28 protein-coding genes, 1 tRNA gene and 1 other RNA gene are annotated in these 25,311 nt (G+C 56.6%); 20 read left to right on the forward strand and 10 right to left on the reverse strand.

The window, feature by feature from the left end; translation table 11 throughout:
* Positions 1-28 precede the first annotated feature (28 nt).
* Both B3527_RS02265 and purL read left to right on the forward strand, forming a co-directional pair.
* Complete coding sequence (locus B3527_RS02265; protein ID WP_290479548.1) at positions 29-1,207, forward strand: DUF3089 domain-containing protein; 1,179 nt, start codon at positions 29-31, stop codon at positions 1,205-1,207.
* A 48-nt stretch (positions 1,208-1,255) separates the two neighbouring features.
* Positions 1,256-3,532, forward strand: a complete 2,277-nt coding sequence (gene purL / locus B3527_RS02270) for a phosphoribosylformylglycinamidine synthase subunit PurL (protein WP_290479549.1) — start codon at positions 1,256-1,258, stop codon at positions 3,530-3,532.
* Between the two features lie 62 nt (positions 3,533-3,594).
* Here purL and B3527_RS02275 read toward each other — a convergent pair whose 3' ends face one another.
* Together B3527_RS02275 and B3527_RS02280 are read right to left on the reverse strand one after the other, a co-directional pair.
* Complete coding sequence (locus tag B3527_RS02275) at positions 3,595-4,212, reverse strand: porin family protein (RefSeq protein WP_034815756.1); 618 nt, start codon at positions 4,210-4,212, stop codon at positions 3,595-3,597.
* Positions 4,213-4,490: 278 nt separating this feature from the next.
* Complete coding sequence (locus B3527_RS02280) at positions 4,491-5,489, reverse strand: M20/M25/M40 family metallo-hydrolase (RefSeq protein WP_290479550.1); 999 nt, start codon at positions 5,487-5,489, stop codon at positions 4,491-4,493.
* A gap of 135 nt (positions 5,490-5,624) precedes the next feature.
* Here B3527_RS02280 and B3527_RS02285 point away from each other — a divergent pair, with 135 nt between their 5' ends.
* The 3 genes from B3527_RS02285 to grxD all read left to right on the forward strand — a co-directional run bounded on the left by B3527_RS02285 (position 5,625) and on the right by grxD (position 8,696).
* On the forward strand, positions 5,625-5,861 hold the full coding sequence (locus B3527_RS02285; protein ID WP_034815527.1) for a BolA/IbaG family iron-sulfur metabolism protein: 237 nt from the start codon (positions 5,625-5,627) through the stop codon (positions 5,859-5,861).
* A gap of 70 nt (positions 5,862-5,931) precedes the next feature.
* Entirely contained in the window at positions 5,932-7,791 is a 1,860-nt protein-coding gene (locus tag B3527_RS02290; RefSeq protein WP_290479551.1) for a M2 family metallopeptidase, read from the forward strand.
* A gap of 566 nt (positions 7,792-8,357) precedes the next feature.
* The gene (grxD, locus tag B3527_RS02295; RefSeq protein ID WP_034815529.1) at positions 8,358-8,696 is read left to right on the forward strand and encodes a Grx4 family monothiol glutaredoxin; all 339 of its coding nucleotides are present in this window, start codon (positions 8,358-8,360) and stop codon (positions 8,694-8,696) included.
* A gap of 3 nt (positions 8,697-8,699) precedes the next feature.
* On the opposite strand, the gene B3527_RS02300 is transcribed toward grxD, so the two are convergent.
* A complete protein-coding gene (locus tag B3527_RS02300) occupies positions 8,700-8,942 on the reverse strand; it encodes a hypothetical protein (protein WP_034815530.1) in 243 nt (80 codons plus the stop codon).
* A 172-nt stretch (positions 8,943-9,114) separates the two neighbouring features.
* Here B3527_RS02300 and rimO point away from each other — a divergent pair, with 172 nt between their 5' ends.
* The 3 genes from rimO to B3527_RS02315 all read left to right on the forward strand — a co-directional run bounded on the left by rimO (position 9,115) and on the right by B3527_RS02315 (position 12,237).
* Positions 9,115-10,482, forward strand: a complete 1,368-nt coding sequence (rimO, locus tag B3527_RS02305; protein ID WP_290479552.1) for a 30S ribosomal protein S12 methylthiotransferase RimO — start codon at positions 9,115-9,117, stop codon at positions 10,480-10,482.
* A 149-nt stretch (positions 10,483-10,631) separates the two neighbouring features.
* Complete coding sequence (locus tag B3527_RS02310) at positions 10,632-11,561, forward strand: GIN domain-containing protein (protein WP_290479553.1); 930 nt, start codon at positions 10,632-10,634, stop codon at positions 11,559-11,561.
* 25 nt (positions 11,562-11,586) lie between these two features.
* Positions 11,587-12,237, forward strand: coding sequence for a GIN domain-containing protein (locus tag B3527_RS02315; protein WP_290479554.1), 651 nt, complete (start codon positions 11,587-11,589; stop codon positions 12,235-12,237).
* Between the two features lie 38 nt (positions 12,238-12,275).
* Here the strand turns inward: B3527_RS02315 and B3527_RS02320 are convergent, their stop codons facing one another.
* Entirely contained in the window at positions 12,276-13,103 is an 828-nt protein-coding gene (locus tag B3527_RS02320) for a PPK2 family polyphosphate kinase (RefSeq protein WP_290479555.1), read from the reverse strand.
* Positions 13,104-13,179: 76 nt separating this feature from the next.
* Positions 13,180-13,797, reverse strand: coding sequence for a 30S ribosomal protein S4 (rpsD, locus tag B3527_RS02325; RefSeq protein ID WP_034815539.1), 618 nt, complete (start codon positions 13,795-13,797; stop codon positions 13,180-13,182).
* Positions 13,798-13,964: 167 nt separating this feature from the next.
* On the opposite strand from rpsD, the gene B3527_RS02330 reads away from it, so the two are divergent.
* Positions 13,965-14,783: an SDR family NAD(P)-dependent oxidoreductase gene (locus B3527_RS02330; RefSeq protein WP_290479556.1), complete on the forward strand. Its 819-nt coding sequence runs from the start codon at positions 13,965-13,967 to the stop codon at positions 14,781-14,783.
* A 42-nt stretch (positions 14,784-14,825) separates the two neighbouring features.
* Here B3527_RS02330 and B3527_RS02335 read toward each other — a convergent pair whose 3' ends face one another.
* The 3 genes from B3527_RS02335 to B3527_RS02345 all read right to left on the reverse strand — a co-directional run bounded on the left by B3527_RS02335 (position 14,826) and on the right by B3527_RS02345 (position 16,317).
* On the reverse strand, positions 14,826-15,356 hold the full coding sequence (locus B3527_RS02335) for a flavin reductase family protein (protein WP_051607883.1): 531 nt from the start codon (positions 15,354-15,356) through the stop codon (positions 14,826-14,828).
* A gap of 292 nt (positions 15,357-15,648) precedes the next feature.
* A tRNA-Gly gene (locus tag B3527_RS02340) sits at positions 15,649-15,723 on the reverse strand.
* Positions 15,724-15,852: 129 nt separating this feature from the next.
* Positions 15,853-16,317 carry a winged helix-turn-helix transcriptional regulator gene (locus B3527_RS02345; protein ID WP_206990626.1) on the reverse strand — a complete coding sequence of 155 codons (465 nt, stop codon included), beginning with the start codon at positions 16,315-16,317 and terminating at the stop codon, positions 15,853-15,855.
* A gap of 106 nt (positions 16,318-16,423) precedes the next feature.
* Here B3527_RS02345 and B3527_RS02350 point away from each other — a divergent pair, with 106 nt between their 5' ends.
* The 4 genes from B3527_RS02350 to B3527_RS02360 all read left to right on the forward strand — a co-directional run bounded on the left by B3527_RS02350 (position 16,424) and on the right by B3527_RS02360 (position 19,483).
* Positions 16,424-17,521 carry an esterase-like activity of phytase family protein gene (locus B3527_RS02350; RefSeq protein ID WP_290479557.1) on the forward strand — a complete coding sequence of 366 codons (1,098 nt, stop codon included), beginning with the start codon at positions 16,424-16,426 and terminating at the stop codon, positions 17,519-17,521.
* Between the two features lie 72 nt (positions 17,522-17,593).
* Positions 17,594-17,752: non-coding RNA, 6S RNA (gene ssrS, locus B3527_RS16960), on the forward strand.
* 59 nt (positions 17,753-17,811) lie between these two features.
* On the forward strand, positions 17,812-18,414 hold the full coding sequence (locus B3527_RS02355; protein WP_233347776.1) for a 5-formyltetrahydrofolate cyclo-ligase: 603 nt from the start codon (positions 17,812-17,814) through the stop codon (positions 18,412-18,414).
* Positions 18,415-18,466: 52 nt separating this feature from the next.
* Positions 18,467-19,483 carry a family 16 glycosylhydrolase gene (locus tag B3527_RS02360; RefSeq protein ID WP_290479558.1) on the forward strand — a complete coding sequence of 339 codons (1,017 nt, stop codon included), beginning with the start codon at positions 18,467-18,469 and terminating at the stop codon, positions 19,481-19,483.
* Here B3527_RS02360 and B3527_RS02365 read toward each other — a convergent pair.
* Positions 19,467-19,793: a DUF1476 domain-containing protein gene (locus B3527_RS02365; protein ID WP_034815548.1), complete on the reverse strand. Its 327-nt coding sequence runs from the start codon at positions 19,791-19,793 to the stop codon at positions 19,467-19,469. The two genes, B3527_RS02360 and B3527_RS02365, sit on opposite strands and share 17 nt — an antisense overlap.
* 169 nt (positions 19,794-19,962) lie before the next feature.
* On the opposite strand from B3527_RS02365, the gene purC reads away from it, so the two are divergent.
* The 7 genes from purC (at position 19,963) to B3527_RS02400 (ending at position 24,787) form a co-directional block, all read left to right on the forward strand.
* The gene (purC, locus tag B3527_RS02370; RefSeq protein WP_206990630.1) at positions 19,963-20,736 is read left to right on the forward strand and encodes a phosphoribosylaminoimidazolesuccinocarboxamide synthase; all 774 of its coding nucleotides are present in this window, start codon (positions 19,963-19,965) and stop codon (positions 20,734-20,736) included.
* 213 nt (positions 20,737-20,949) lie between these two features.
* A complete protein-coding gene (purS, locus tag B3527_RS02375) occupies positions 20,950-21,195 on the forward strand; it encodes a phosphoribosylformylglycinamidine synthase subunit PurS (RefSeq protein ID WP_034815552.1) in 246 nt (81 codons plus the stop codon).
* A 139-nt stretch (positions 21,196-21,334) separates the two neighbouring features.
* Complete coding sequence (locus B3527_RS02380) at positions 21,335-21,937, forward strand: TetR/AcrR family transcriptional regulator (protein WP_242517315.1); 603 nt, start codon at positions 21,335-21,337, stop codon at positions 21,935-21,937.
* A 27-nt stretch (positions 21,938-21,964) separates the two neighbouring features.
* Positions 21,965-22,771: a lysophospholipid acyltransferase family protein gene (locus B3527_RS02385; protein WP_290479559.1), complete on the forward strand. Its 807-nt coding sequence runs from the start codon at positions 21,965-21,967 to the stop codon at positions 22,769-22,771.
* 94 nt (positions 22,772-22,865) lie between these two features.
* Positions 22,866-23,381 (forward strand): hypothetical protein, encoded by a 516-nt coding sequence (locus tag B3527_RS02390; protein WP_034815557.1) that lies wholly within the window; start codon positions 22,866-22,868, stop codon positions 23,379-23,381.
* 96 nt (positions 23,382-23,477) lie between these two features.
* Positions 23,478-24,083, forward strand: coding sequence for a hypothetical protein (locus B3527_RS02395; protein WP_290479560.1), 606 nt, complete (start codon positions 23,478-23,480; stop codon positions 24,081-24,083).
* A 59-nt stretch (positions 24,084-24,142) separates the two neighbouring features.
* Positions 24,143-24,787 carry a hypothetical protein gene (locus B3527_RS02400; protein ID WP_290479561.1) on the forward strand — a complete coding sequence of 215 codons (645 nt, stop codon included), beginning with the start codon at positions 24,143-24,145 and terminating at the stop codon, positions 24,785-24,787.
* 22 nt (positions 24,788-24,809) lie between these two features.
* On the opposite strand, the gene B3527_RS02405 is transcribed toward B3527_RS02400, so the two are convergent.
* A complete protein-coding gene (locus B3527_RS02405) occupies positions 24,810-25,298 on the reverse strand; it encodes a DNA-deoxyinosine glycosylase (protein ID WP_206990636.1) in 489 nt (162 codons plus the stop codon).
* Between the last annotated feature and the right edge of the window lie 13 nt (positions 25,299-25,311).

A 25,311-nucleotide genomic window follows, 5' to 3' on the forward strand; every position in this document is an offset into this window, starting at 1 on the left:
TCCATTCCAAAATCTAAGGAAATCCGCAATGCTCAAGAAATTCATTTTCGGTTCGGCCGCGCTTGCGATTTCCGCTTGCGGAAACGACGCCGGCTCAGTGACTGACGCCCCAGCGGATCCACCTATTGAGCCGCCTGCCTTCGCGGTGAATGACTATTCCGATACGACGAACTGGCTTTGTCATCCGGACAAGAGTGACGATGCCTGCTCCATCGACCTGACAGCCACCGAAATATTGGCGGACGGCACCACGACCCGATTGCCCCACACCCCGGCAGCTGAGCCCGCTTTCGACTGCTTCTACATCTACCCAACAGTCTCTTTCGACGTCACGCCAAACAGCGACATGATTGCGGGGCCCGAAGAGTTGAACGTTGTAGCCAATCAGTTTGCCCGATACGGCGAAACATGCCGCCTCTTTGCACCAATCTACCGACAGACCACATTGCTGGAACTGCAAAAGCAGATGACCGCCGGTCAGACAGCTGCAGATGACGCGATGCGCTACGCCGATGTGATCGGCAGCTGGAACACCTATCTTGCCAACGAGAACAATGGCCGCGGCGTTGTCCTGATCGGTCACTCGCAAGGTGCCAGCATGATCTACCAGATGCTGGAAAAGGATATTGTCGGCTCTCCCGCTCAGGAGAAGCTCATCGCAGTCCACGCAATCGGCTATGAAACTGTGATAGATCCCAGCACCGGGCGCGCATCCGGTCTGCCAGTCTGTTCCTCCCCATCCGAAACCGGATGCATCGTGAGTTTCGCCAGTTTCCGCGAATCCTCGCCACCGCCCGAAGATTCCTTTTTCGGCAAGGCCCAGGACGGCAAACGCGCGGTCTGTACGAATCCGGCGGCGCTCGGCGGTGGCCAGGGTGATTTGAAAGCCTACATGCCCCGCCAAAGCCTTGGAAGACTTGCTCCAAATGACTACGGCGTCGCGGTCGACACACCTTTAGTTTCGCTACCCGGCCTGCTCTCAGCCCAATGCCTGGCCAACGACACCCATGACTGGCTGGCTGTCACGATTCACGCTGATCCAGCGGATCCGCGCGCCGATGACATTCCAGGCGATCTTGTTTTCAACGGCAAAGTGGTCCCCGATTGGGGCCTGCATCTTGTCGACATGAATCTCGCAATGGGCAACCTCGTGGACCTTGCCAGAACGCAAGGGCAGGCCTGGTTGGACGCCCAAAACGCAGAGTGAGCACAATGAGGCTGGCGACTCGTGGCAATTGCCGCTAAAGCGCCGGTCATGACTGACAAAACTGCGATCCTCGCCCACCTCACCGCCGAGCAGGATGACACTGCCGGCCTGGAACATGGCATCAAGGCCGACGAATGGGAGCGCCTCGTCACGCGGCTCGGGCGCAAGCCGAACCTCGTCGAACTCGGCATCTATTCGGTAATGTGGTCAGAGCATTGCTCGTACAAATCCTCGCGCCGTCATCTGTCCAAATTCCCGACCAAGAATGACCGCGTCATCCAGGGCCCCGGCGAGAATGCCGGCGTCATCGACATTGGTGACGGCCAAGCTGCCATCTTCAAGATGGAGAGCCACAACCACCCGTCCTATATCGAGCCTTATCAGGGCGCGGCGACGGGCGTGGGCGGCATCCTGCGCGATGTCTTCACCATGGGCGCGCGCCCGATCGCGCTGGTCAATGCATTGCGCTTCGGCTCCCCGGACCATCCCAAGACCCGCAGCCTCGTGGCGGGCGTGGTCGCGGGCATCGGCGGATACGGAAACTGTGTGGGCGTGCCGACCGTGGCCGGGGAAACCCAGTTCGACGAAGGCTATAATGGCAACATCCTCGTCAATGCGATGGCCGTCGGCCTCGCCGATCAGGACAAGATTTTCTATGCCCGCGGCGCGACGCCCGGAAATCCGATCTTCTATGTCGGATCGAAGACCGGGCGCGACGGCATCCATGGCGCGACCATGGCGTCTGCCGAATTCTCCGAGGGCGACGAGGAGAAGCGCCCTACCGTGCAGGTTGGCGACCCGTTCACCGAGAAGCTGCTGATCGAGGCCTGCCTCGAACTGATGGCGACAGACGCCATTCAGGCAATCCAGGACATGGGCGCTGCTGGCCTGACCTCCTCCTCGGTCGAGATGGCCGCCAGCGGCGGCGAGAATGGCGAAGGCATCGGCGTGGTCATGGACCTCGACAAGGTGCCCCAGCGCGAAGAAGGCATGACAGCCTACGAGATCATGCTGTCCGAGAGCCAGGAGCGCATGCTCATGGTGCTCTATCCCGACAAGATCGATGTCGCGAAAGCGGTGTTCGACAAATATGACCTGTCGGCTGAAGTCATCGGTCACACGACCGATACCGGCCACCTTGTGCTGACGCAGTTTGGCGAGACGGTTTGCGACATCCCCGTCGCTCCACTGGCTGAAGATGCGCCGAATTATGACCGCCCCTGGACAGAGCCGCCGAAGCGCGCGCCTTTGGACATTTCAAAATATCCCGAGCCTGAAGATTACGGCGAAGTGCTGCTCAAGCTGATGTCGTCGCCTGACATGGCGTCAAAGCGCTGGATCTGGGAACAGTATGATCGCCACGTGATGGGCGACACGGTGGACAGCTCGCAGTCGCAAGGCGACGCAGCCATTGTCCGCATCCACGGCACGAACAAGGCGCTGGCCATCACATCCGACTGCAACCCGCACTATGTAGCCGCCGATCCCTATGAAGGCGGCAAGGCCGCCGTGGCCGAGGCTTACCGAAACCTCTCCGCCGTCGGCGCGACGCCGATTGCAATCACGGACAATCTCAATTTCGGCAACCCGGAAAAGCCGGCCACGATGGGCTATATCGTGAAGGCCATCGAAGGCATGGCCGAAGCCTGCCGCGAACTCGATTTCCCGGTCGTGTCGGGCAACGTGTCCCTCTACAATGAGACCGATGGCATTGCCATTCCGCCGACACCCGTTGTGGGCGGCGTGGGCCTGATTGAGGATTTGTCAAAGGTGGCGACGCTCAACGGCGCGCAGCCCGGGGACACCCTGGTTGTAGTCGGCGAAACAAAGGGTCATCTTGGCGCTTCGCTCTACGCTCGGGAATGGCTCGGACTCAAGGGTGACGATCTAGGTACTCCGCCGCAAGTGAACCTCGCGATTGAAACAAAGAATGCAGCATTCGTTCGCGAGATGATACGACAAGCGAAAGTCACCTCCGCTCACGACGTGAGCGAGGGTGGTTTGATATGTGCCGCCATCGATATGGCGCTGGCCACCGGAATTGGAATCATCATTGATCCAACTATTCACAAAGACCTTACGAATTGCACTTGGTTGTTTGGCGAAGATCAGGCGCGAACCCTCGTTTCCGTCTCCGAGGACTGTTTATCAGATCTAATTGGAAGAGCGGCAGTCGCTGACGTTCACGTAGACGTACTTGGCCAGCTCACCGAGTCCCCAGACGATGACCTGTTGGTCCTAGGAACATACGGCGTGGTTTCCGTCGGAGAGCTAAGAAAAGCCCATGAGGGGTGGCTGCCGGCCTATATGAATTCCGTCGACTGAACGAGAAACACCCCTTCTGCATTCTGCAAAAGGGGTGCTCACTCTGGTGACTTTATGTCAGGCTAAAACTTGTAGCCAACGCCCAGCATCACACCATTCGTGTCGGTATCTTCGAACGAATAGTAGGTGTAGTCGCCGCGAAGCTCCCAGTTTTCGGTCAGGTCATATGTAAGACCTGCACCGATGGCCGGGCCTTCCTCGGAATCCTCAACCGTAATCGGCGTACCGCCCGGCGTGGCCAGCGACGCATCAAGATCGATATATGCATAACCGGCGCGACCGAAGGCGCTCAGGCGCTCCGTAAGCGGCACATCTGCGCGGCCATACAGGCCAACCAGATAGTTCAGGCCGATGTCGCCGGAAGCGCCGATCAAGTCGTTGAAGTCGCCATCATTGTTGTCGTCGAGATTGAATTCGTCTTCGTCAACATTGTAGTCGAATTCGCCATCATCGATGCCCGAGGCCAGTTCACCTTCAAGGCTAAAGACATTGTTGAACTTGTAGCCGAGACGCGCGGCGATGCCGTTCGTGTCAACACCCTGCTCTGCACCATCGGGTTCGATTTCCAGGTACTGGTACCCGCCATCAAGATAGAAGCCCGTGTCACTCTCATAGGACTGCGCCTGAGCGGACACAGCCAGACCCGTGGCTGCAGATGCGATCAGAAAATACTTAAACATGTGGTCTCCTTTAAAGACGTGTTCAGCTCCCGCCAGATCGGCGAGACCACAAGAAAACCGTGTCTGAACTGTGTCTGTTCCCATGACAAATCCGCAACCCTCAGCAGTTGCCGGAAAGTCACATGTTCTTAATGCGGATTAACCACCCTTACCGTTGTTTTATTTATTGAAATACGGTGCTCAGAGACTTTCGTGCAGCATTGCAAATCGGTGACACACAGTGGGTTTGGAACCAACCCGCGGTGCCGACGTTCTCACGCCCTTCCTCCTTGAAAGGATTAGTTTTCCTGCCGCTTGGACGAGATGAGCCAAGCATCCGCCGCCTTCACCGCCATAACAAGCGTGTCGCCCGCCCGCACAAAGAAATCATGTGTCAGATCGCCATAATCATCCGAAGGGGCGTGATATCCGAGATGGTCTTCGACCCCAAAATACAGAAATGGAATGCCGATCTCGTGAAAGACGGCATGATCGGACTGGTTGGTCCAGTCATCCTGTCCGAGTTCAGGCGAGTCATGTCCTGTGAGCAGGGTTACCGGCACTTGGGTGGCCAAATCATCAATCATGGGCTTCAGCTGCGGGTAAGGCGTGGTGCCAGCGACATAGAGTTCTCCCGCGTCGGATCGCCCAACCATGTCGAAATTCATGTTCAATGCGACCCGCCCAAGATCAATCAGCCCAGATTCGACCAGAGCCTTTGCGCCCTGATAGCCGATTTCTTCGGCGTCCAGCGCGGCAAAGACGATGTCGTGCTTGGGAGGATTTCGCTCGAAATATTCTGCGACACCGACAAGCGCGGCCACACCAGAGGCATTGTCGTCAGCGCCATTATATATTTCTCCGTCAACGATGCCGAGATGGTCGTAATGGGCCGTAACCACGAGCATGGGGCCCCGCCCCGGCGTCTCCCCGGCGATCCAGCCAACAATATTCACACCGTCTGCCGGTTCCGATAACCCGTCCATTGGCCCCGGCAGGACTGGAAAGGCGTACTCGTATGTCCCGTGGAACCTGCGCAGCTCCATCGTCTCGAACCGCTTCAGGATGAATCCCCGTGCTGCGGCATTGCCCGATGATCCCGCAGCACGGCCTTCCAGTGCGTCCGAGGAAAGCGTTTCCGTCAGGTTCAGCATGGCTGGGCCGTCTACATACATCGCGCGATACTCCGTGAGACGGTCCGCCACGTCGTCATCGCGGTTCATGTAGAAGAAGACGCCCGCGACAATCATCACAATGAAAAGAACTTCGGCGAGAATGAAGGCGCGCATTCTGGTCATGGGGGCGAATCCAATCATGATTTCTGTTATTACCACTTTAGAGTTGCCCTCCTGATGTCACAATCGGTTCAGCCGGATGCTTGACGTCGCAGGTGCTAAACGCCAGTTCTGCCACGCAACTGGAAGGAACTGCCCATGGCCATGTCACGCGAGACGCTGCTCGGATATCTCACCGACGCTTTCCCGGAAGCCGAGATCACGCTGACCGACCTGGCGGGCGACGACAATCACTGGCAGGCCGAGATCGTCAGCAGCCAGTTCGCTGGCATTCCCCGCGTGAAGCAGCACCAATTGGTCTATTCTGCCCTGAAAGGCACCATGGGGGGCGAACTTCATGCGCTGGCCCTGAAAACGCGGGCACCGGATTCCTGAATCTGACGCATTGACGATACGGTCGGTTCGTTATTGTTTCATCCGCAACCAAGGATGAGGAAACGACCCCATGAAACGCCTGACCTTAACCACCAGCGCCATCGCGCTGAGCTTCATGATTGCGGCCTGCGCCGCGCCTGAAGCTGTAGATGAAACAACTCTCGACACCGCGCCTGAAGTGGTCGCTGAAGTCGATCATTCCGTGGAAATCGCTGAGGCCCGCGCCTTCCTGGAGCGCGCCGAAGCTGAACTCGCCGCGCAGAGCCGTATTGCCGCGCAAGCCTACTGGAACCAAGCCACGAACATCACGCCCGAAACCAACGCGCTCGCAGCCGAAGCTGGTGCGGCATCGACCATCCTCGCCGTTTCACTCGCGAATGAGTCCAAGCAGTTCGATGTCAGCGTCCTGCCAGCTGATTTGGCGCGCAAGATGACCATGTTGCGTACCGGGATCACGATCCCTGCCCCGTCGACGCCGGGCGCAGCCGAGGAGCTTTCGCAGATCACCACCAATCTCGACGCGACCTACGGCACCGGGAAATTCACCTATAAGGGCGAGGCACTGAACCTCGACCAATTGTCGACGATCATTGAAACCAGCCGCGACCCGGAAGAGCTCAAAGCTGTCTGGGAAGGCTGGCGCACGATCTCCGTGCCGATGAAGGACGATTATGCCCGCATGGTCGAGATCGCCAATGAAGGCGCAAATGAGCTTGGCTTCGAAAGCCTCGATCAGATGTGGCTGTCCGGCTACGACATGGCACCGGAAGAGATGGAAGCTGAAGTGCAACGTCTGTGGACGCAGGTGGAGCCGCTTTATGAAGAGCTGCACTGCTTCACCCGCGCCAAACTGAATGAAGAATACGGCGACGATGTGCAGCCGCGCACCGGCCCGATCCGCGCTGACCTGTTGGGTAATATGTGGGCCCAGCAATGGTCATCCATCTATGACGTCGTGAAGCCTGACGTGCCGGGACCAAGCTACGACCTGACCGAACGCCTCAACGAAAAGGGCTATGACGCCATCAAAATGGTCGAGACAGGCGAAACCTTCTTCACCTCCCTCGGCCTCGAGCCGCTGCCGGAAACTTTCTGGGAGCGTTCCATGATCGTGCGCCCAGAGGGCCGCGAAGTCGTTTGCCACGCCTCAGCCTGGGATCTGGACGATGAGGAAGATGTACGCATCAAGATGTGTACCGAAGTGAACTCGGAAGACTTCTATACGGTCCATCACGAACTGGGTCACAATTTCTACCAGCGCGCCTACAAGGATCAGGACTACTTGTACAAAACCGGCGCACATGATGGCTTCCATGAGGCCATCGGCGACTTTGTCGGCTTGTCGATCACACCGGAATACCTCGAACAGATCAATCTGATCACCGCTGAGGAAAAGCCGGGCGCTGATGCCGACACGGCACTTCTGATGCAGACCGCGCTCGACAAGATCGCCTTCCTGCCGTTTGCGCTGACCGTTGATGGCTGGCGCTGGGATGTCCTGTCTGGTGAAACTGCGCCAGAGGCCTACAACACGTCATGGTGGGATCTCCGCCTGAAAAATCAGGGCCTCGTACCACCGGCCCCGCGCCCGGCAGACGCCTTCGATCCCGGCGCGAAGTACCACATTCCGGGCAACACGCCCTATTTGCGCTACTTCCTGAGCTACATCCTGCAGTTCCAGTTCCACAAGGCCGCTTGTGAGCAGGCTGGCTGGGAAGGACCGCTGCATCGCTGCTCGATCTATGACAACAAGGAAGTGGGCAAACGCTTCAATGCCATGCTGGAAGCTGGCGCGTCACAGCCTTGGCCGGACACGCTGGAAGAATTCACCGGCACTCGCGAAATGGATGGCAGCGCGATCATCGAGTATTTCGATCCGCTGATGCTCTATATGAAAGACCAGAACGCCACCGAGAGCTGTGGCTGGTAAACACCGTTCCCAATTGACGCGGTCACCCAGACGAATAGTCCTGTGGGTGGCCGCTGTCTTTTTTGTCATCGGTGGCCTTGCTGCCAGCAATCCGTTGAACAGATACCTGCTCTGGCGAAACCTAAGCGTAGACAAGCTGGATCGGATGATAGACTCGCATCTTCATGAACGTCATGAAGGTGTAGAATATGCCTGTCTCTACACCGTCACTTGCGCCAGCGGGCGGGCGCGATTGGAATTGAGGACCAGCCTGTCAGACACTGAACTTGATGACATCAGAGAAGCTATTTGGCGCCGTAAGTTCGAGGACTACTGCCCGGGCAGAACAACGAATTTGGGGCTTGAATTTCTCACGCCGGACGCCGGTCAGGCACGCCGGGACATTTGGACGTTCGGAGGAGGATTCATGGGCGAACACACCCGGTTTAATGGCGGATCCTTTTCACAAGAGGCACCATGGGAACCCTGCACTCTGGAACGCGCCTATTGGCACCGCGAACCGGATTCAGTCCCTTGACCTGAGCAAGCTCCCCACTCACATCTACTGAAACACCGGAGACTTCCCCATGACCGACCAAGCCACCCTTGACGCCATCGACAAAGCCGTCAAAGCCAATGACGTCGTACTTTTCATGAAAGGTACACCGACGTTCCCGCAGTGCGGGTTCTCATCAGTTGTGGTGCAGGTTCTGGACTATCTTGGCGTGGACTATGTCTCGACGAACGTTCTGGAAGATCAGGCCGTGCGGGAAGGCATCAAGGCCTACTCGGAATGGCCGACCATTCCACAGCTCTATGTAAAGGGCGAATTCGTTGGCGGCTGTGACATCGTCAAAGAGATGTTTGAAAGCGGCGAACTGCGCGACTTCATGAAGGACAAGGGTGTCGAGCTGGAAGACGCCTGAGGCTCAGGCCTGAAAGAATCCTGTGATGCTGGCCTGGATCATGTGTCCGTCGGCATGCACCAACGCTGGTGACGCGACAAACATGACGCTGAAGGCCAGCCCGCTCAAATAGCTCTTACGACGCCTGAACGGCATCGGATGGCAGGCCCGCGCGGCTCGACGCCACTTAATCAACGTATAGATGACCAGATAGATGCCCAGCATGGCCGCCCCCCAGGCTGCGGTAAGAATCATCAGGTGCGTCATGGGTCTCCCCTCCCTTAACTACCGGTTCCCAGATTACGCGACCTGCATTTCCGGGTGTCAAACATTTGCTGGAAATTTGCTCTAGTGAGCGAAAGGGTTTGGTAACTGAAAAAAACGGCCCGATGTGCGCCCGACCTTTCCAGTTCGCAGCATTCGTTATAGCAGGGCGATCATGACCACGACATCCCTTGCCCCTGCTCCGATCCGGCCTGCCAAGGCCCCCAAGGTCGGCATCGTTTCCCTCGGCTGCCCGAAAGCCCTGGTCGATTCCGAGCGGATCATCACGCGCCTGCGCGCAGAAGGCTACCAGATCGCCCCGGACTATTCCGGCGCAGACTTGGTTCTGGTGAATACGTGCGGATTTCTGGATTCCGCGCGTGATGAGAGCCTTGAGGCTATCGGTGAAGCGATTGAAGCGAATGGCAAGGTTATCGTTACAGGCTGTCTTGGCGCCGAACCGGACGTGATCGAGAAAGCGCATCCCAAAGTGCTCGCGATCACCGGGCCTCACCAGTATGAGGCCGTGATGGACGCGGTCCACACGCACCTCACCCCGCCGCACAATCCTCACACCGACCTGGTGCCTGAAAGTGGCCTGCGCCTGACACCGCGCCATTACGCATATTTGAAGATCTCAGAGGGCTGCAACAATCGGTGCAGCTTCTGCATTATTCCGAAACTTCGCGGCGATCTTGCCTCCCGCCCGATCCATCATGTGCTGACCGAAGCCGAACAACTGGTCCGGGCCGGTGTGAAGGAATTGCTCGTGATCAGTCAGGACACGTCCGCCTATGGACTGGACGTGCGCTACAAGCCGGAAACTTGGCGTGGCACGGAATACCAGACGCGCTTCCTCGATCTGGCCAAGGGGCTGGGCAGCCTCGGCGTGTGGACGCGGATGCATTATGTCTATCCCTATCCGCATGTGGACCAGGTTATTCCGCTGATGGCCGAAGGCCTGATCACACCCTATCTCGACATTCCATTCCAGCACGCCTCCGCGCCGGTGCTGAAGGCCATGAAACGGCCCGCCAAACAGGACCGCGTACTTGAACGCATCCTTCAGTGGCGCCGGGATGTGCCTGACCTCGCCATCCGCTCAACCTTTATCGTTGGGTTTCCGGGCGAGACCGAAGAGGATTTCGAGATCTTGCTGGACTTCATCCGCGAAGCGAAGATCGATCGCGCAGGGTGCTTCCAATACGAAAACGTCGCCCATGCTGACAGCCGTGACCTGCCCGGTCATGTGCCAGATGAGGTCAAGGAAGCGCGCTGGCACCGCTTCATGGAAGTGCAGGCGAAAGTGTCTGCTGATCGCGCCGCTGCGCAGGTCGGAACCGTTCAGGACGTCATAATTGACGGCCCATCTGACTCGACCGGCGAAATGATAGGCCGCACCAAGGCTGATGCGCCGGAAGTCGATGCCGTGGTCTATCTGGAAAATGCAAGTCACCTGCAAGCGGGCGACATCGTCTCGGCGGCAATCACTGGAGCAGATGATTACGACCTGCTCGGACAGCTTGCCAGCAAGGACGGCTAACCCCTTAATCGTCGTCAACTTGTCTTCTGCAATGCCGACACCGGATAACAGAGCACACGCACGGGTTTTTTCGTATTATTGAAAAACAATATGTTGACTTATCGTTATTCGATACATCATACTTGCCTCATCAAATTGGAGGCACCCCCATGAAACGCGCGCTCATATCCCTGTCCGCCCTGTCCATCGCAGCCTTGCCGGCTCTGGCCGAGACTAAGGACTTCCCAGTCGGCTCCTTCTCCAACATTGATGTGAATGGTGGTATCAAGGTCCTGTACGAAACCGGCGCTGAGACCACGGTCATTGTTGAACAGGCCGAAGGCGACTTTTCAGATATCAGCATCGAAACTGATGATGGAGAGCTGCAAATCGGCCGTGAAAGCCTCGGCTTCCTGAAATCCTTACGGGCCAATCTTCACGTGGATCTCGTCGAAGGCGACTTGCGGGTGAAGGTGAACGGAAAGCGCATGCCGTCCTACACGGTACGTGTAACGTCGCCGAGCATTTCCGAACTGGACGTGGCGCAATCCTCAATTCTTGAAGCCTCCGGGATCGATGCGGGGAAAATCGAACTGGACGCTTCTTCGAGCGCTAAACTGATCGTTTCCGGTCGCGCCGCTTCAGCCGACATGGACGCATCGTCTTCCTCCAGTATCGACGCATCCGACTTCATTGTCGGGGCAATATCGATCGAGGCAACATCAAGCGCGGATGTGATCGCTCATGCGGTCACCAATAGTCGGGCCAGAATCGACGCTTCCTCCAGCTCTGACGTTAAACTGGTTCTGGAAAGCACAGCAGATATCGATGTCGATGCCTCATCCAGCACCGATATTGTGCTCACCGGAACATGCGACGAGATTACGGTGGATGCATCGTCATCCGCCGACGTTGAAGCCAAGGATCTGTTGTGCAAGTCCGCCGAGATCGAAGCATCCAGTAGCGCGGACGTGTCCGTCAGCGTGACTGAGGCGCTGGAAGCCAAAGCGTCCAGTGGCGCCGACATCAACGTTCACGGCGCACCGACCCAGGTCGATATCACCGAGTCGAGCGGCGGCGATATTTCCATAAAATCCTGACACCGAGCATTATAGGAATCAGACCATGAGAAAATCAGTTATCATCGCATCCAGCATTGCTGCGTTTGCTCTATCCGCGTCACTCTACAGCGCGTCCGCCGACACAACCCAAGTGTACAATCTTTCCGGATTTGATGAACTCGATATCTCCGCCGGTGTCTCCGTCAAATTCGTGCGTGCACCTCAGCATTCGATCACCGCGGACTTTGAACGGGGTGGCCCTGAAGATGTCAAAGTGCGCCTCGATGGAGATCGCCTGTATCTGTCCCGCAAATCCACAAAGGGGTGGGGTAACAAGGTGCGCGTCAAGTTCACGGTGACCGGCCCGGAGCTCAACGAGATCGAAGCCAGCTCTGGCTCGTCCCTGCTCGCGGAAGGATTGGAGTCCGGCCCTATGGAGATAGACGTTTCCAGCGGCGCAGCGGTTTCCGTCCACGGCGTATGCACACGCCTTGAGGTAAAAGCTTCGTCCGGCGGCAGTGCCAACGCAAAAGGGCTCACCTGTGAAACTGTGCAGGCCAAGGCCAGCAGCGGCGGATCAGTCAAGGCATATGCCAGCGACGCCGCATCGAGCAAGACGTCCAGCGGTGGCAGCGTCGATATCTACGGCAATCCCGAGTCGCGCTCGGCCAACAAGTCCATGAGCGGCGGATCTACCGCGTTCCATGGCGGCTGATCGAGTTGAGTATCGGAGGGAAACATGTCCCTCCGGTCCTACCCGATGTCGAAGTCTTCCGGGTTAAATCCAGGATTTGGCCATTCAAGGTTCAAATCTTCCAGCGCGCCACGTACGAGACGGGCTATCATGGCATTTCGACGAGTCCGGCTGTCTGCGGGCACAACATACCAAGGCGCATGCGGTGTCGAGCATCGCTCAACGGCGGTCTCATAGGCCGACATGAATTTTGCCCAATCCTTGCGATCATCCAGATCCGCCGGATTGAATTTCCAAAGTTTGTGAGGCTCGACAAGGCGTTCTGCGAGCCGGACGCCTTGTTCCTCATACCCGACATTCAGCATGCATTTGACGATGACGACGCCGTTCTCCGTCATGTGTTTTTCGAACGCATTGATCTGCTCATACCGCCGTTCCACGTCTTCCGGGCTAGCGAAGCCACGCACTTTCACGACCAGCACGTCTTCATAGTGCGAACGATCAAAGATGCCGACATTGCCCTTTTTGGGCACGGCATTGTGAACGCGCCAGAGATAGTCGCGGGCCAGTTCGTTCTTGCTTGGCGCCTTGAACGCTTTCACCTCCATGCCAAGCGGCGTGGTGTCGGCGAAGACATTGCGAATGGTGCCCGACTTGCCTGCCGTATCCATGCCCTGCAGCACGACAAGCACGGACTGCTTCTTGTGGGCGTAGAGCATGTCCTTCAATTCGTTGATGACGGCCGCGTCCTTTTTCAGGCTGGTTTTGGCGTCTTCCTTGTCAGCAAAGAGATCAGGGTCCCGGGTCGGCCGCGCTGCCAGCGAGAAGGGTTCGCCCGGCTTGGCAATGAGGTGCTGGCGGACTTGCGCGATATCGGGAATGTTCATGCGATCAGATTCTCCAAAAAGAAAGGCCGCACCAGTCTGGCGCGGCCTTTTAGATTGTTCAAGGAATTCAGTCCACTTACGAGGAGTAGAATTCGACCACCTGGGCTGGTTCCATCTGGACCGGATACGGCACGTCAGACAGTTCAGGCACGCGGACATAAGTCGCGCTCATGGCTTTCGGATCGACGTCCACATATTCCGGGATATCGCGCTCAGCGCTGCCGAGAGCTTCCAGAACGAGCGCCATGTTGCGGGACTTCTCGCGGATCTGAACAACGTCGCCCGGCTTCACGCGCGCGGAGCCGATGTTACAGCGGCGGCCATTGATCATGACGTGCCCGTGGTTGACGAACTGGCGGGCTGCGAAGATCGTCGGCACGAATTTCGCACGGTAGACGATGGAATCGAGACGCGATTCCAGCAGGCCGATAAGGTTCTCGGACGTGTTGCCCTTCATGCGGTTCGCTTCTTCATAGATGCGAAGGAACTGCTTCTCCGTGATGTCGCCGTAGTAGCCTTTCAGCTTCTGCTTCGCCATCAGCTGCAGACCAAAGTCAGAGACCTTGTTGCGGCGGTTCTGGCCGTGCTGACCGGGCTTGTAGTTACGCTTGTTGACGGGGGACTTCGGACGGCCCCAGATATTTTCACCGACGCGACGGTCGATCTTGTACTTCGCGCTGTGGCGACGTGACATGGTAGTACCTCATTGTCGACGCAGGTCGGTGGGCGGCGCTCATTCGCACCCACGATTTCAACGGCGGCCCTGCACCATCCCGTTTAGAGACGCGGGGTAAACCTCAAAACCATTGGCAGGTCAAGCCATTCCACTGCTACATACAATGCAAAAAGCGGGAGGAAAACATGGGCCAGGTCGACGGCGAAATCGCAATTATAACGGGTGCTGGCAGCGGTATCGGTCGGGCATGCGCACTCGTGCTTGCTCGGGAAGGTGCCGCCATAATGGCGACCGACATTGATGACGAAGGTCTGAGGGTCACCGAGCGACTCGTCACAGATGCCGGAGGGCGCATCATCACCGCGCATCAGGACGTGACGGATGAGAGCATGTGGGAAGCAATCTTCAGCCAAACCGAGAACGCATTCGGGACACCATCTGTATTGGTCAACAATGCCGGCATCGCCATCGCAGGCGCGATCACGGATTTTACGCTGGATGATTGGCGCAAGCAGATGAGTGTGAATGTCGACAGCGTATTTCTCGGAACGCGCGCAGCGATGCGGTACATGGGTTCCAAAGGTGGTTCGATAGTCAACATTTCATCGGTGGCCGGTCTGCGTGGCGCAGCTGGGGCGAGCGCCTATTGCACATCGAAAGGGGCCGTTCGACTCTTTTCAAAGGCAGCGGCGGTCGAGTGCGCCCAGATGGGTACGGGCATCCGGGTCAATTCGGTGCATCCGGGCATCATCGATACGCCGATCTGGCAGAAATCGATCACCCGCATGACCGAGGCCATGGATGAAGAACGCGTCGCCGCGCTTACGGCGCAATCGGGTGCCAATCAGATGGACGTTGAGGCAATTGCGACCCAGTCAAGCCCAATGGGTCGGGCCGGACGGCCAGAGGAAGTCGCAGAATTGGTCCTGTTCCTGTCCTCAGATGCTTCCAGCTATATCAGCGGGCAGGAGCACGTGGTCGATGGCGCCATGACGGCGCGCTAGCGGCCAGTAGTGATACGCAACCGCGAAACTGCCCCCAAAAGCCTAGTCCGGCTTGACGGTGGTGCGGTATTCGCGGCTCGCATAGATCAGAGAGTTGCCATTGTCGCCGAGCACAGCGTCAACAACCTCACCGATGCAGACATGATGCGTGCCGACCTGATTGTGCGAAACCAGTTTGCACTCGAATGCCACGAGCGCTCCTGAGATGACAGGCTGACCAGACCTGCCCGGCGTCCAGTCTGCCCCATCAAATTTGTCCTTGAATTTGTGGGTCATGCGGCTGGCAAAAACATCTGCCACATCCGCCTGATTGTCCTTCAAGACGTTCACACAAAACGTGCCATTGCCCAGCAGAACCGGCGTTAGCGACGAGGATTCATTGATGCAGACAAGCAAGGTCGGTTTGGGCGTATCGGCGCTGACTGAGGACATTGCGGTTGCTGTCGTGCCCGCCCGACCAGCAGCGCCGTCTGTCGTGATGACATTCACGGTCGCTGCAACCAGGCTCATTCCTTCCAGGAAACGCTGCTTGAGAAGCGCGCGGTCTGTGAGGGGCTGCAAGTCATCTGTCATGATCATCACTTTCGGTCACATCAGTAGTATGGCGTGGACGGGCGCCGACAAGAGGTTGCAGCGCATTGATTACACCACAGACGCAGCAAGGGACCGGCAAGATATGGTTGAAGACCAGGCCGCAGCCAAACTCTTTACACGAGACGCACAAAATATTCGTCATCAGCCCGGCTGGAAAAAAGAATCGATTGAGGCCCGCACGTGCGGTGAGGCTTGCTTGGTACACAAACAACGCCAACAACAAGCTGCGCCCAGAATGGCGCGCTTGAAACCAGGCTGTCTTGAGAAAAATTGGAGCGGGCGAAGAGATTCGAACTCTCGACCCCAACCTTGGCAAGGTTGTGCTCTACCCCTGAGCTACGCCCGCATCCTTATTAGGGTATTCACGGCGTTGCCGCCGAGAGGCGTGATAAAGCGCATCAGCCCCGGCTTTGCAAGACGGAAATTCTGCGAAACTGCACAATTTCCAAACTGTCGGTCGGAGACTTGAGCAAACCTATCCCCGCAACACTGGACGTATCTGGTCGGGGCGCACTTCCCGGCCTTCAACATCAACAAATGCCGCTCGGATGGCACTCTTGGATCCCGCCTTCGTAAAGCTGATCGGAGGCGCCTCGCCCTGTCCGAGACAAGCGTCGCCCCATTGCGTCAGGCCGATCAGGATCGGCCGCAGCGAAAGGCCCGTGGCGGACAGAACATATTCCGGTCGGGCGCGCTTGCCAGGCGCCTTGTAAGGCTTTTTGGCCAGCAGGCCGGCATCCACCAGTTTCTTTAACCGCCCCGACAACACGGTTCTTGGGCATCCCAGCTCAGACTGGAAGTCATCGAAGCGCCGCACACCATAAAGTGCTGCGCGAAGGATGAGCAAAGTCCACCTGTCACCAATGAGGTCTATGGCTTTGGCCAAATTACAGGTGTCTGGCGGGACTGGCGAGCGGCGGACGAGCGGAATTTGGGACATAATTCATATCTGGATAAGTTCGCTTTTGAAATCCAGCCAGTTTCCCTATTCCTGCCTCATATTTTAAGGCAAATGCCCAGAGACTCACCACAAGGCGAAACAAATCATGCGGAAATCGATCTACTCTCCCTTGTTTGGCTTGGCCGTAGCCGCGCTTGTAGCCTGCGCGGTTCCAGCCGGTCCGCCGGCAATCGGTACGGCCCACACAAACCAAGGCCGGGGCCATCCTGCACTGTCGCCGGGTACGCTGAAGGCGCTATCCTGCCCCAGCGGGACATCTTATGTGGCACCGGCGGAGATCTCCATTGTTGCGGAATCCGTGCCGCTTTCTGAACGCGCCAACATTTCACTGTTCCCAGGCGTCCGCTTCGCGCAGGGCTGGGCGCTCACTTCCCCCAATAAGAACTTTGGCGGATTGTCGGGTATTGAGCTACTTGCCGACGGAGGCTTCCTGGCGGTTTCCGACATGGGCGCATTTGTCTGGATTGATCGTGACGGTGGTGAGCTGACCGGAACGGGCCGAATTGCGTATATGCGGGGACAGGACAACGAGTTGCTCAAGGGCAAGACCGAGGGCGACTCCGAAGGGCTCGCCCAGAAGAATGGCGCTGCATATGTCAGCTTCGAACGTCGGCACCGTATCGAGGCATTCGATCTGAGCACTTGTGGCGCCGCCGCACGCGCCACGCTGGTCGCGGATCTGCCGAGCGAGATCGAAGGCACGGAAATCCGCGAGAATTCCGGCGCAGAAGCGCTATCTTTCGGAAAATCACTTCGTGCAGGATATGAACAGCTCATTGATGGCAAGTCGCCGATCGTCGAGCTTGTCCCGATCGGCAATGCTGTTACGCTTGTCGAACCGATCAATACCGATTTTGACAGTCCGCTCGTGGGCATGACAAACCGGATTGCGCTCGGCGATCAGTCGATGGCCGGATCCGTGGTTTACAGTCTACGCCGCAACTATAATCCCGTATTCGGTAACCGTTTGGCCGTGGAGGCCGAATATCAGGATGCTGGCGGGTCAAGCCGACGCGGTCTGTTTACGCTGTCCCGACCCATGAATGTCGACAATTTCGAAGGCATCACGGTTGAAACCCTGCCAGACGGCGTCCACCGCCTCTGGATTGTCTCAGACGACAATTTCTCGGATCGCCAGCGCACGCTACTTTTTGCCTTCGATCTTGTCGGGGAAGCACACTGAGACAATTCAACACGTGACCGCATGCTGGCCCCTTACAATCAGCGCGTCACCGAATTACATCATCAACCAGCATGAGGGCTGCTTCGTTTGCGACGGACTGATCTCCGGCGACCTTAATTTCCGTCAGGGAGCTGGCATTCTGGCTTGGGCCGTGGTCCGGGCTCATCCGGCGCCCACCTAGTATCTAGGTTGACGGGAGTGAATATGCCCCGCGGCGTTCGTGGTTCTCATGCGCTATTTTTCTGTGTGCCATAGTCAGGCGCCGAACAGCCAACCCGATGGATACTCTGATGGACAAGACCGACCTGCGACATCGGATGCGAACCCTGCGGGCCGAAGCGGCCGCGCGCGATCCTGATGGCGCAGACTCTGTGGCTGAAAAATTTCCGATGAAGCTGCTTGAACGCTACGGGCCGGTTGTCGCTGGATATGTGGCGATCAATGAAGAGCTTGATCCCGCGCCCCTAATGATGCGTTTGGCAAAGGCTGGCGCAGAATTATGTCTGCCCCGGATAGAGGACACTGGCGAACTGACCTGGCGCACATGGCATTTCGGCGAACCACTGGAGCGCCGGCCATTTGGATTGTCCGAACCGTCAGAAGATGCACCGCTGGCTCATCCGACGTTGATTCTGACGCCTCTGCTCGCCTTTGATGGCATGGGCAATCGGCTTGGCTATGGCAAAGGGCATTATGACAAGGCGTTTGAAAAGCTACGGGCACATGGCCGCGCATTTGCCTGTGCATTGGCCTACCCGGCCCAGCAGATCGACTCCGTCCCCAGCGAACCACATGATCAGCCGCTCGACTGGGCCGTCACACCAATTGGCTCAATTCCGCTATTCATGATGCGCAACATGAAAAGTCTGACACCCCCCCAAGAAAGCGGCTAAATCGGCTTGGGTATTGCTAATTTTCCGTTAAAGGTAAACGGAAGGTAAAGCGATGTCCCATTTCGGCCTCATTTCGGTAACCACCGCCAGACGGACTGTGTCAGTTCTGGACGTTATGATGTTTGCCGTTGTATCTGCTGCACTTGTTACAGGTTTCGCCGTGAGTGTAGCCGGTGGCCAAGACGCGCTCGCATCTTCATATCAACAAGCGCAGATTTACTATCCCGTTGAAAAACCCGCTGCCGCGGCGACCCAGGAACCGGTGGCCATCAAGCCCGCAGCGCCAACCGAGAGCAATCCCACAATCAAGCAGCTCGCCAAATCCGGTCATGGATTCCGGTCAACATTTGGATCAGAATCCATTGAGGACAAATTCTGGTTGTCTGAGACGCATGCGATTGACACCTTTTATGGCGGCAGGTGGGCTCCCGAAAACGCCATCACGACACCTCAAGGTTTGGCACTTCAAGTCAAACGCGAGCCAGAACAGGACATCCCGTTTTCCATTGCCGAAGCAAGATCAAAGCAACGCGTCGGTTATGGACGTTATGAGGCGGTGATGCAGGTCGGTAAGGGGTCAGGGCTGGTCTCGGCCTTTTTCACGTATACCGGACCCTATGCAGGCGACCCACATGACGAAGTGGATATCGAGTTTCTGGGCAAAGACACATCAAAAGTGGAGTTCAATTACTGGCGGATTGGAAAGCACGGAAAGAATGCCAAGTTCGATTTGCCATTCGATGCGTCAGCCGCGCCACACCTCTACGCATTCGAGTGGTTGCCTGATCGGATCACCTGGTATGTCGACGGGGTTGCCTATTACTCCACCGAACCAGATGACGCGTTCATTCCGCGCACGTCCGGACGCCTCTATTTCAGTCATTGGACCGGCGTACCAAAGATGCAGGGATGGCACGGAAAGCCCAAATTTAAATCCGGTGAAGCCACCATCGTGAGCTGCACGTCATTCACGCCAGTCAATGAAAGCACCCAGACATGCGGCGACAGTTTCCGGCCAACCCTCGCAGGTACGGCCGAAAACCACATCTACGCTACTTTGAGTCCTTGAGAATCTGTTCGCGCGCAACCGGCAGCAGTTCTGCCATCTGTTCGCGAATACGAGCATCGGTGCGATCTATGCCAGCCGTATCGAAGTCACCGCGTACCTTGCGGAACACGTCATCATCGCCCGCTTCTTCAAGATCGGACAGTACGACCGTCTTGGCATAAGCCTCAGCATCTGAGCCTGTCAGACCCATGAGGTCGGCGGCCCAGAGACCGAGCAGCTTGTTTCGGCGCGCCATGACCTTGAATTGGGTTTCCTGATCAAAGGCGTATCGAGCCTCCTCGGCGCGTTCGCGATCGTCAAATGTGCTCATGAGAAAGGCCTTTCTGAACGGTGGTAATTCACCAGTGCATATAGTCGTTGAGTTAAGGTGTGCGCAATAATTGTTTCTTTGCCCAGATTGGCGTAACAGTCGCGCTTTCTGGGGTGGCTGAAAACGATTCCTGTTACAGCGATCCGGTACCGTCAGGAGATCCGTCCGCATGAGCAAGAAGCGCATTATCTATGAGGGCAAGGCGAAAATCCTTTATGAAGGGCCGGAGCCAGGCACCCTCATCCAGTATTTCAAGGATGATGCAACCGCCTTCAACGCGCAAAAACGCGCGGTTCTGGATGGTAAAGGTGTTCTGAACAATCGCATCAGCGAATTCATGATGACACGCCTGTCGGCCGTTGGAATCCCCACCCATTTCATCCGCCGCCTCAATATGCGCGAGCAGCTGGTCAAGAAGGTCGACATCATTCCACTGGAAGTAGTCGTGCGGAATGTGGCGGCTGGCACGCTCTCCAAGCGTCTCGGAATTGAGGAAGGCCAGGTCCTGCCCCGGCCCATGGTGGAGTTCTATCTGAAGGACGACGCGCTAGGTGATCCATTGGTCACAGAAGAGCACATCGCCGCCTTCGGATGGGCCGCGGCTCAGGAATATGATGATCTGATCGCCATGTCGCTCCGCGTAAACGACTTTATGTCGGGCCTGTTCGCAGCGGTCGGCATTCGGCTAGTAGATTTCAAACTGGAGTTCGGCCGCCACTATGAGGGCGATAGCGATGTGCCGCGCATTTTGTTGGCTGACGAGATCAGCCCCGACAGTTGTCGACTTTGGGATTTCGAGACCGGTGACAAGCTCGACAAGGACCGGTTTCGCCGTGACCTCGGCGGCGTGACGGAAGCCTATGCGGAAGTAGCCCGGCGTCTCGGCATCCTGAAAGAGTCCGGCGAGAGTGACAATGTGGTGAGCTTCACCAACGGCAAGTAAGCCCTTTGTACCACGCCGCAGAGCAAGAGACCTTACCCAATGAGCCAAGATACAAAAACCAAGATCCGCTCCAAACTATCATACATGAATGGTCGAAAGCCGGTCTTTGCCACGGCACTTGTTCTTGTCGGCATGGCTTACGCGGTAAGCTTGTTTCAATAGGACTGAAATCGGGCTATGGGGGCCCGACTCAGACTTCCCAGGAGACCTCTCATGAAAGCCATCGTCCACGTCGCGCTGAAGAATGGTGTTCTGGACCCGCAGGGCAAGGCCGTTGCGGATACGCTCGCGCGTATGGGCTACAAGGAAGTCGAGGCCGCCCGGATTGGCAAAGTGATCGAACTCGACCTTGAGGATGGACTTTCGTCCGATGCGGCCGAAGCCCGCGTCAGAGAAATGTGCGAGAAGCTGCTGGCAAACACCGTTATTGAAAGCTACCGCTTCGATCTCGTCAGTTAGGCTGACTTTTCAACTACTGAGCCACATCCGGTCGTAAGCATTACGACATCCAGTTATGCCGATCGCATATGTGAGCGAATAATCACTTGCATCTAGATGGATCTGCGCCTAGATTGGTATCAGAGACATGGAGGGCCAGATGGCGAGACCATCAAGTACAGATCAATCCAAGACAAAGCCTCGCGCCCGGAATGCGCGGCCGAAGATCGAACGCGCAGCGCTGAAACTGTTCATTCATGAAGGTATCGATGCTGCCACGACACGCGAAATCGCCGAAAAGGCCGGCGTTTCGGAAGGGGCACTCTATCGCCACTACAAGGGCAAGGACGAACTTGCACTGTCCCTGTTCATGGAAACCCATAATCGCCTGGGCGCGATGATGGCGCAGGCCCTCTCGGCGGATGGCTCACTCGAAGAAAAGGTTCATGCAGCTGTCGAAGCCTATTGTGCCCTGGCGGACGAAGATTTCCTGCTGTTCTCGTTTCACCTCGTCTCGCTCAATCGTTTCCTTCCCTATGACAAGCGCCGCGAAGATGATCCGGTCTCAATCACTGAAAAGATAATTGCCGGCCTGATTGCGGACGGACATATTCCAAAGGGCGACCCGGCGCTGAAAGCCGCCATGGCGCTTGGCGTGGTCATGCAGGCTGGCCAGAACAAGATTTACAACCGCCTGCCCGGACCATTTTCCCAGCACGTTGACGCGTTGTCTCGCGCGGTTCTGTGCGTCTTGAATTCCTAGTGATCAGATAACGAAGGAGCCCCTGCAATGCGCGGCCTCGTCTTCACAGTCGTCTATTATATTCTCTCTGTTCTTTACGTGCTGGTATCGCTGCCTTTCCTGATTTTTCCGGGGCGCGGCCCTGTCCGCATGATCATCCGCAGCTATACACGGGCGATGAATCTGAACCTTCGCATCGTCGCCGGAATTCGCAAGGAAGTACGTGGACGAAGCAACCTTCCGGACGGTCCCTTCATCCTCGCGGCGAAGCACCAAAGCTGGGGCGACGGATACCTCATCTACCCGGAAGTGAAGAATCTTGCGTTCGTGACCGGCGATCATTTGGAAAAGTTTCCACTGGTCGGCGGAATTCTGCGAAAGCTGGGTGCCATCGTCATCGATACTTGCGGCGGCGGGGATCGCAAAGCGGCCTCGTTGAAGGAAGGCATGGCACGCGCGCGTGACGAAGACCAAAGGGTGCTGATTTACCCTGAAGGCCACCTCGCGCCGGTCGGGTACCATTTTCGCTACAAGGCGGGGGTCTGGCATATGGCGCAGGCAATGAATGTTCCGGTCATTCCCGTCGCCACCAATATTGGCGTGTTCTGGCGCCAGCAGGAACGCGACAAAACTGCCGGCACCGCGATCATTGAATTCCTGCCCCCTCTGGATCCGAATCTGCCTAAAGCAGAATTCCTACGGACCCTAACCGAGACCGTGGAGCTGCACACAGCAAGACTCGTGGCCGAGGCAACTGGTGCGCCGGTAGAGCCGAGCATCCTCATTCCGGATCCTCCAAAGGGCATGGAAGCAAGCCCTAGCTCCGACGACCTGACGGCTTTTGGAAAGCCGTGAGACTCACCGCTCACCTTAAGCTTTACACACACAAAAATTATTGATAAACAATAATTGCTCAGGCGATCCCGGGGGCCATATCGGGATTGAACAAATGACGAAATCAAAATCGAAAACAGCAATCGGCCTGTTGGTAGCCGTTGTTGCAACCGCTTATCTGCCTGCCTCCGCGACCGGATGGAAAGTTTGGGACGGACACAATGAAAAGGCGCCTCGCGCCATCCTGACGACCACCGCCGATCAAGCTGGCGCAGTGCTCGTATGCGCGCCAAACGGCCAGATGTCCGCCATTCTATCGCTTGAGGCGGGCGATATTTCTGATCAAATCGACAAGCATGCCACATACAGACGAGGAGAGACCGCTTCAATCATGGCGGGCGACACACCCGGCGTCGAAACAGTTGTTCAATACGCTCCGGCAAACAGCACAATCGAGATCGGATCGCACAGCCCGGCTGCCAAGATCTACAACTCCGTCATTCGGGGAGATACTGTCAGTGTCTCAGTTGAACATGCCGGTAAAGTTGAGACGAAGTACCCAGAGCCGGACGATGCGTTCAAAGCATTCGCAAAAACCTGCAATGCCGCCCGCGCGGCGAGTGCGAACTAGGTTTCTCTCAAAGAGTGCGTATCGGTTCGGTTAAGGGTTGACGAGCCAGCATGGCTCATGCCCAATCTTGGGGAAGCACGCCTCAAGGAAAGCCCAATGTTCAAATACCTGATTACTGTAGCTGCCATGGTGATGGCAGCTACACCTGCACTCGCCGACTCAGCACCACGCGTCTGGACCCAGGAAAAAGATCAGTTGATCAGGGTCGACAGTTCAGATGCCGGCAAGGACCCGAACTTCAAAAGCCTGGTTCGGATCATAAAGGCGGAAGGCGGTGACCACCCGACCATCCAGCTGAGCTGCCAGATTACGACGAGTGGATACAAAGCCCTGAATTTCAGCGTCCAGCTCGATCCGGAAAACACCTATGAAGATGATGCTGATCGCAGTCCGCGCTTCCATCATATCTCCGGCATAATGGAGATCCGCGACGAGAAATTTCCGGACCGATACGCGTTTCATGCCAAATCAACCAAGCTGATCCCGCTTAGCCGTGAGGTGCCTTCGCGCATCTACAATTCCGTCGTGCGCGGAGACCAGGTGCAGCTGAAGGTAAAGGGCAAGAAGCGCGATCTTGCCTTGCCGGAAAAGAACGACGTATTCGTCGCCTTTGCCAAATTCTGCCCGGTGACCAATGGTGGCAAGTTTGATGTCTCGGTCTTTGAAATCCTGAAGGGCATGGATCTGAGTCCAAATCTCTGAGCGTGTAACTGTAACCTGCGCCTCACATTACTACGCTCCTTTCTGACGAGATAGATTCCATGACCCTGTCTTTGCCCAGGCTTTTTGCCTTGCTTTTTCTGAACGTTTTGTTGGTACAATCCGTGATGGCTGATGAGCCAAGAACCGCGGAACCCTCGGCAACACCCTCATGGGTGCCAGCATCTACGCTTAGTATTGAATATGATAGCAAAGATCCCGGTCGGTCACCTGACTTCACGATGACTACGCGGGCGATCCGCTCATCCGGCTCGGAAAACTCGCCGATTGTATTTTCATGTGCGGTTTTCTTGGATGGCCGGTCTCGGTTATACGCATCAATTCAGCTGAATCCGGGAGAACCCATACATAAGGACGTCAAACGTTTCGGGCAGGGTCGCACTCGCTTTGCGAAAATTGAAATCGATGGTGAGCGGTTTTCAACGTTGCTGATCTATCGCCGTCGGTCAAATACGGTTCATGTTAGTCCGCTCACTTCCACAGCACCGAAATTATACAATGCCGTTTTGAAGGATGCTGAAGCGACACTGATCATGGGTTCAAAAACCTATATGATCAATCTACCATCAAGGGATGATGTCTTCACTTATTTCGCAACGTCCTGTCCTGTCACGAACGGCGGAAACGTTGAGCGTTGGAACAGCGAACTCCTCAGAAAACCGCCGGTTCAATTACAAGCACGATAGTACATTTCAGAGCGGCCTTCATTCAGACCGCAGTCAATGCATCTCTCCAGCGTTCGCATTTCGCTTCGTATCGTATCGCCGCATAGGCCGGGCTGGTAGAAGGTGCGCTTCTGACAACTAGTTCTTGGAAAACTGGCGCAACATATCTCTCAAAGCTGCTTGACGCCTTTCCCCCATTAAGGACCACGCGCTGAATATGGGGATGATGCGCAAAGAACCTCTCGAAGTCGTTTGGCACCTCGTCCTTTATGTTTGAATCCAGACTGCCTTCGCGATGGCAAAGCTTCAGCACATCCCAGACTGCCACGCCCTGCTCTTTCAGGATCGTCGTGCGCTCGGCATAGGGCCGCTCCAACCCGGCCCCATAGACATCTCCCATTATGCGCCAGAAAGCGTTCCTGGGGTGTCCGTAATACTGATTGGCTTCCAGTGAGGCGATGCCTGGCATGCTGCCCAGGATCAGGATACGCGCATCTGAATCGGCTATGGGATCAAAGCCCTGAACAATCATCGGCCTTACCTGC

It is taken from the genome of Hyphomonas sp. UBA4505, assembly GCF_002388685.1.
Lineage (GTDB): Bacteria > Pseudomonadota > Alphaproteobacteria > Caulobacterales > Hyphomonadaceae > Hyphomonas.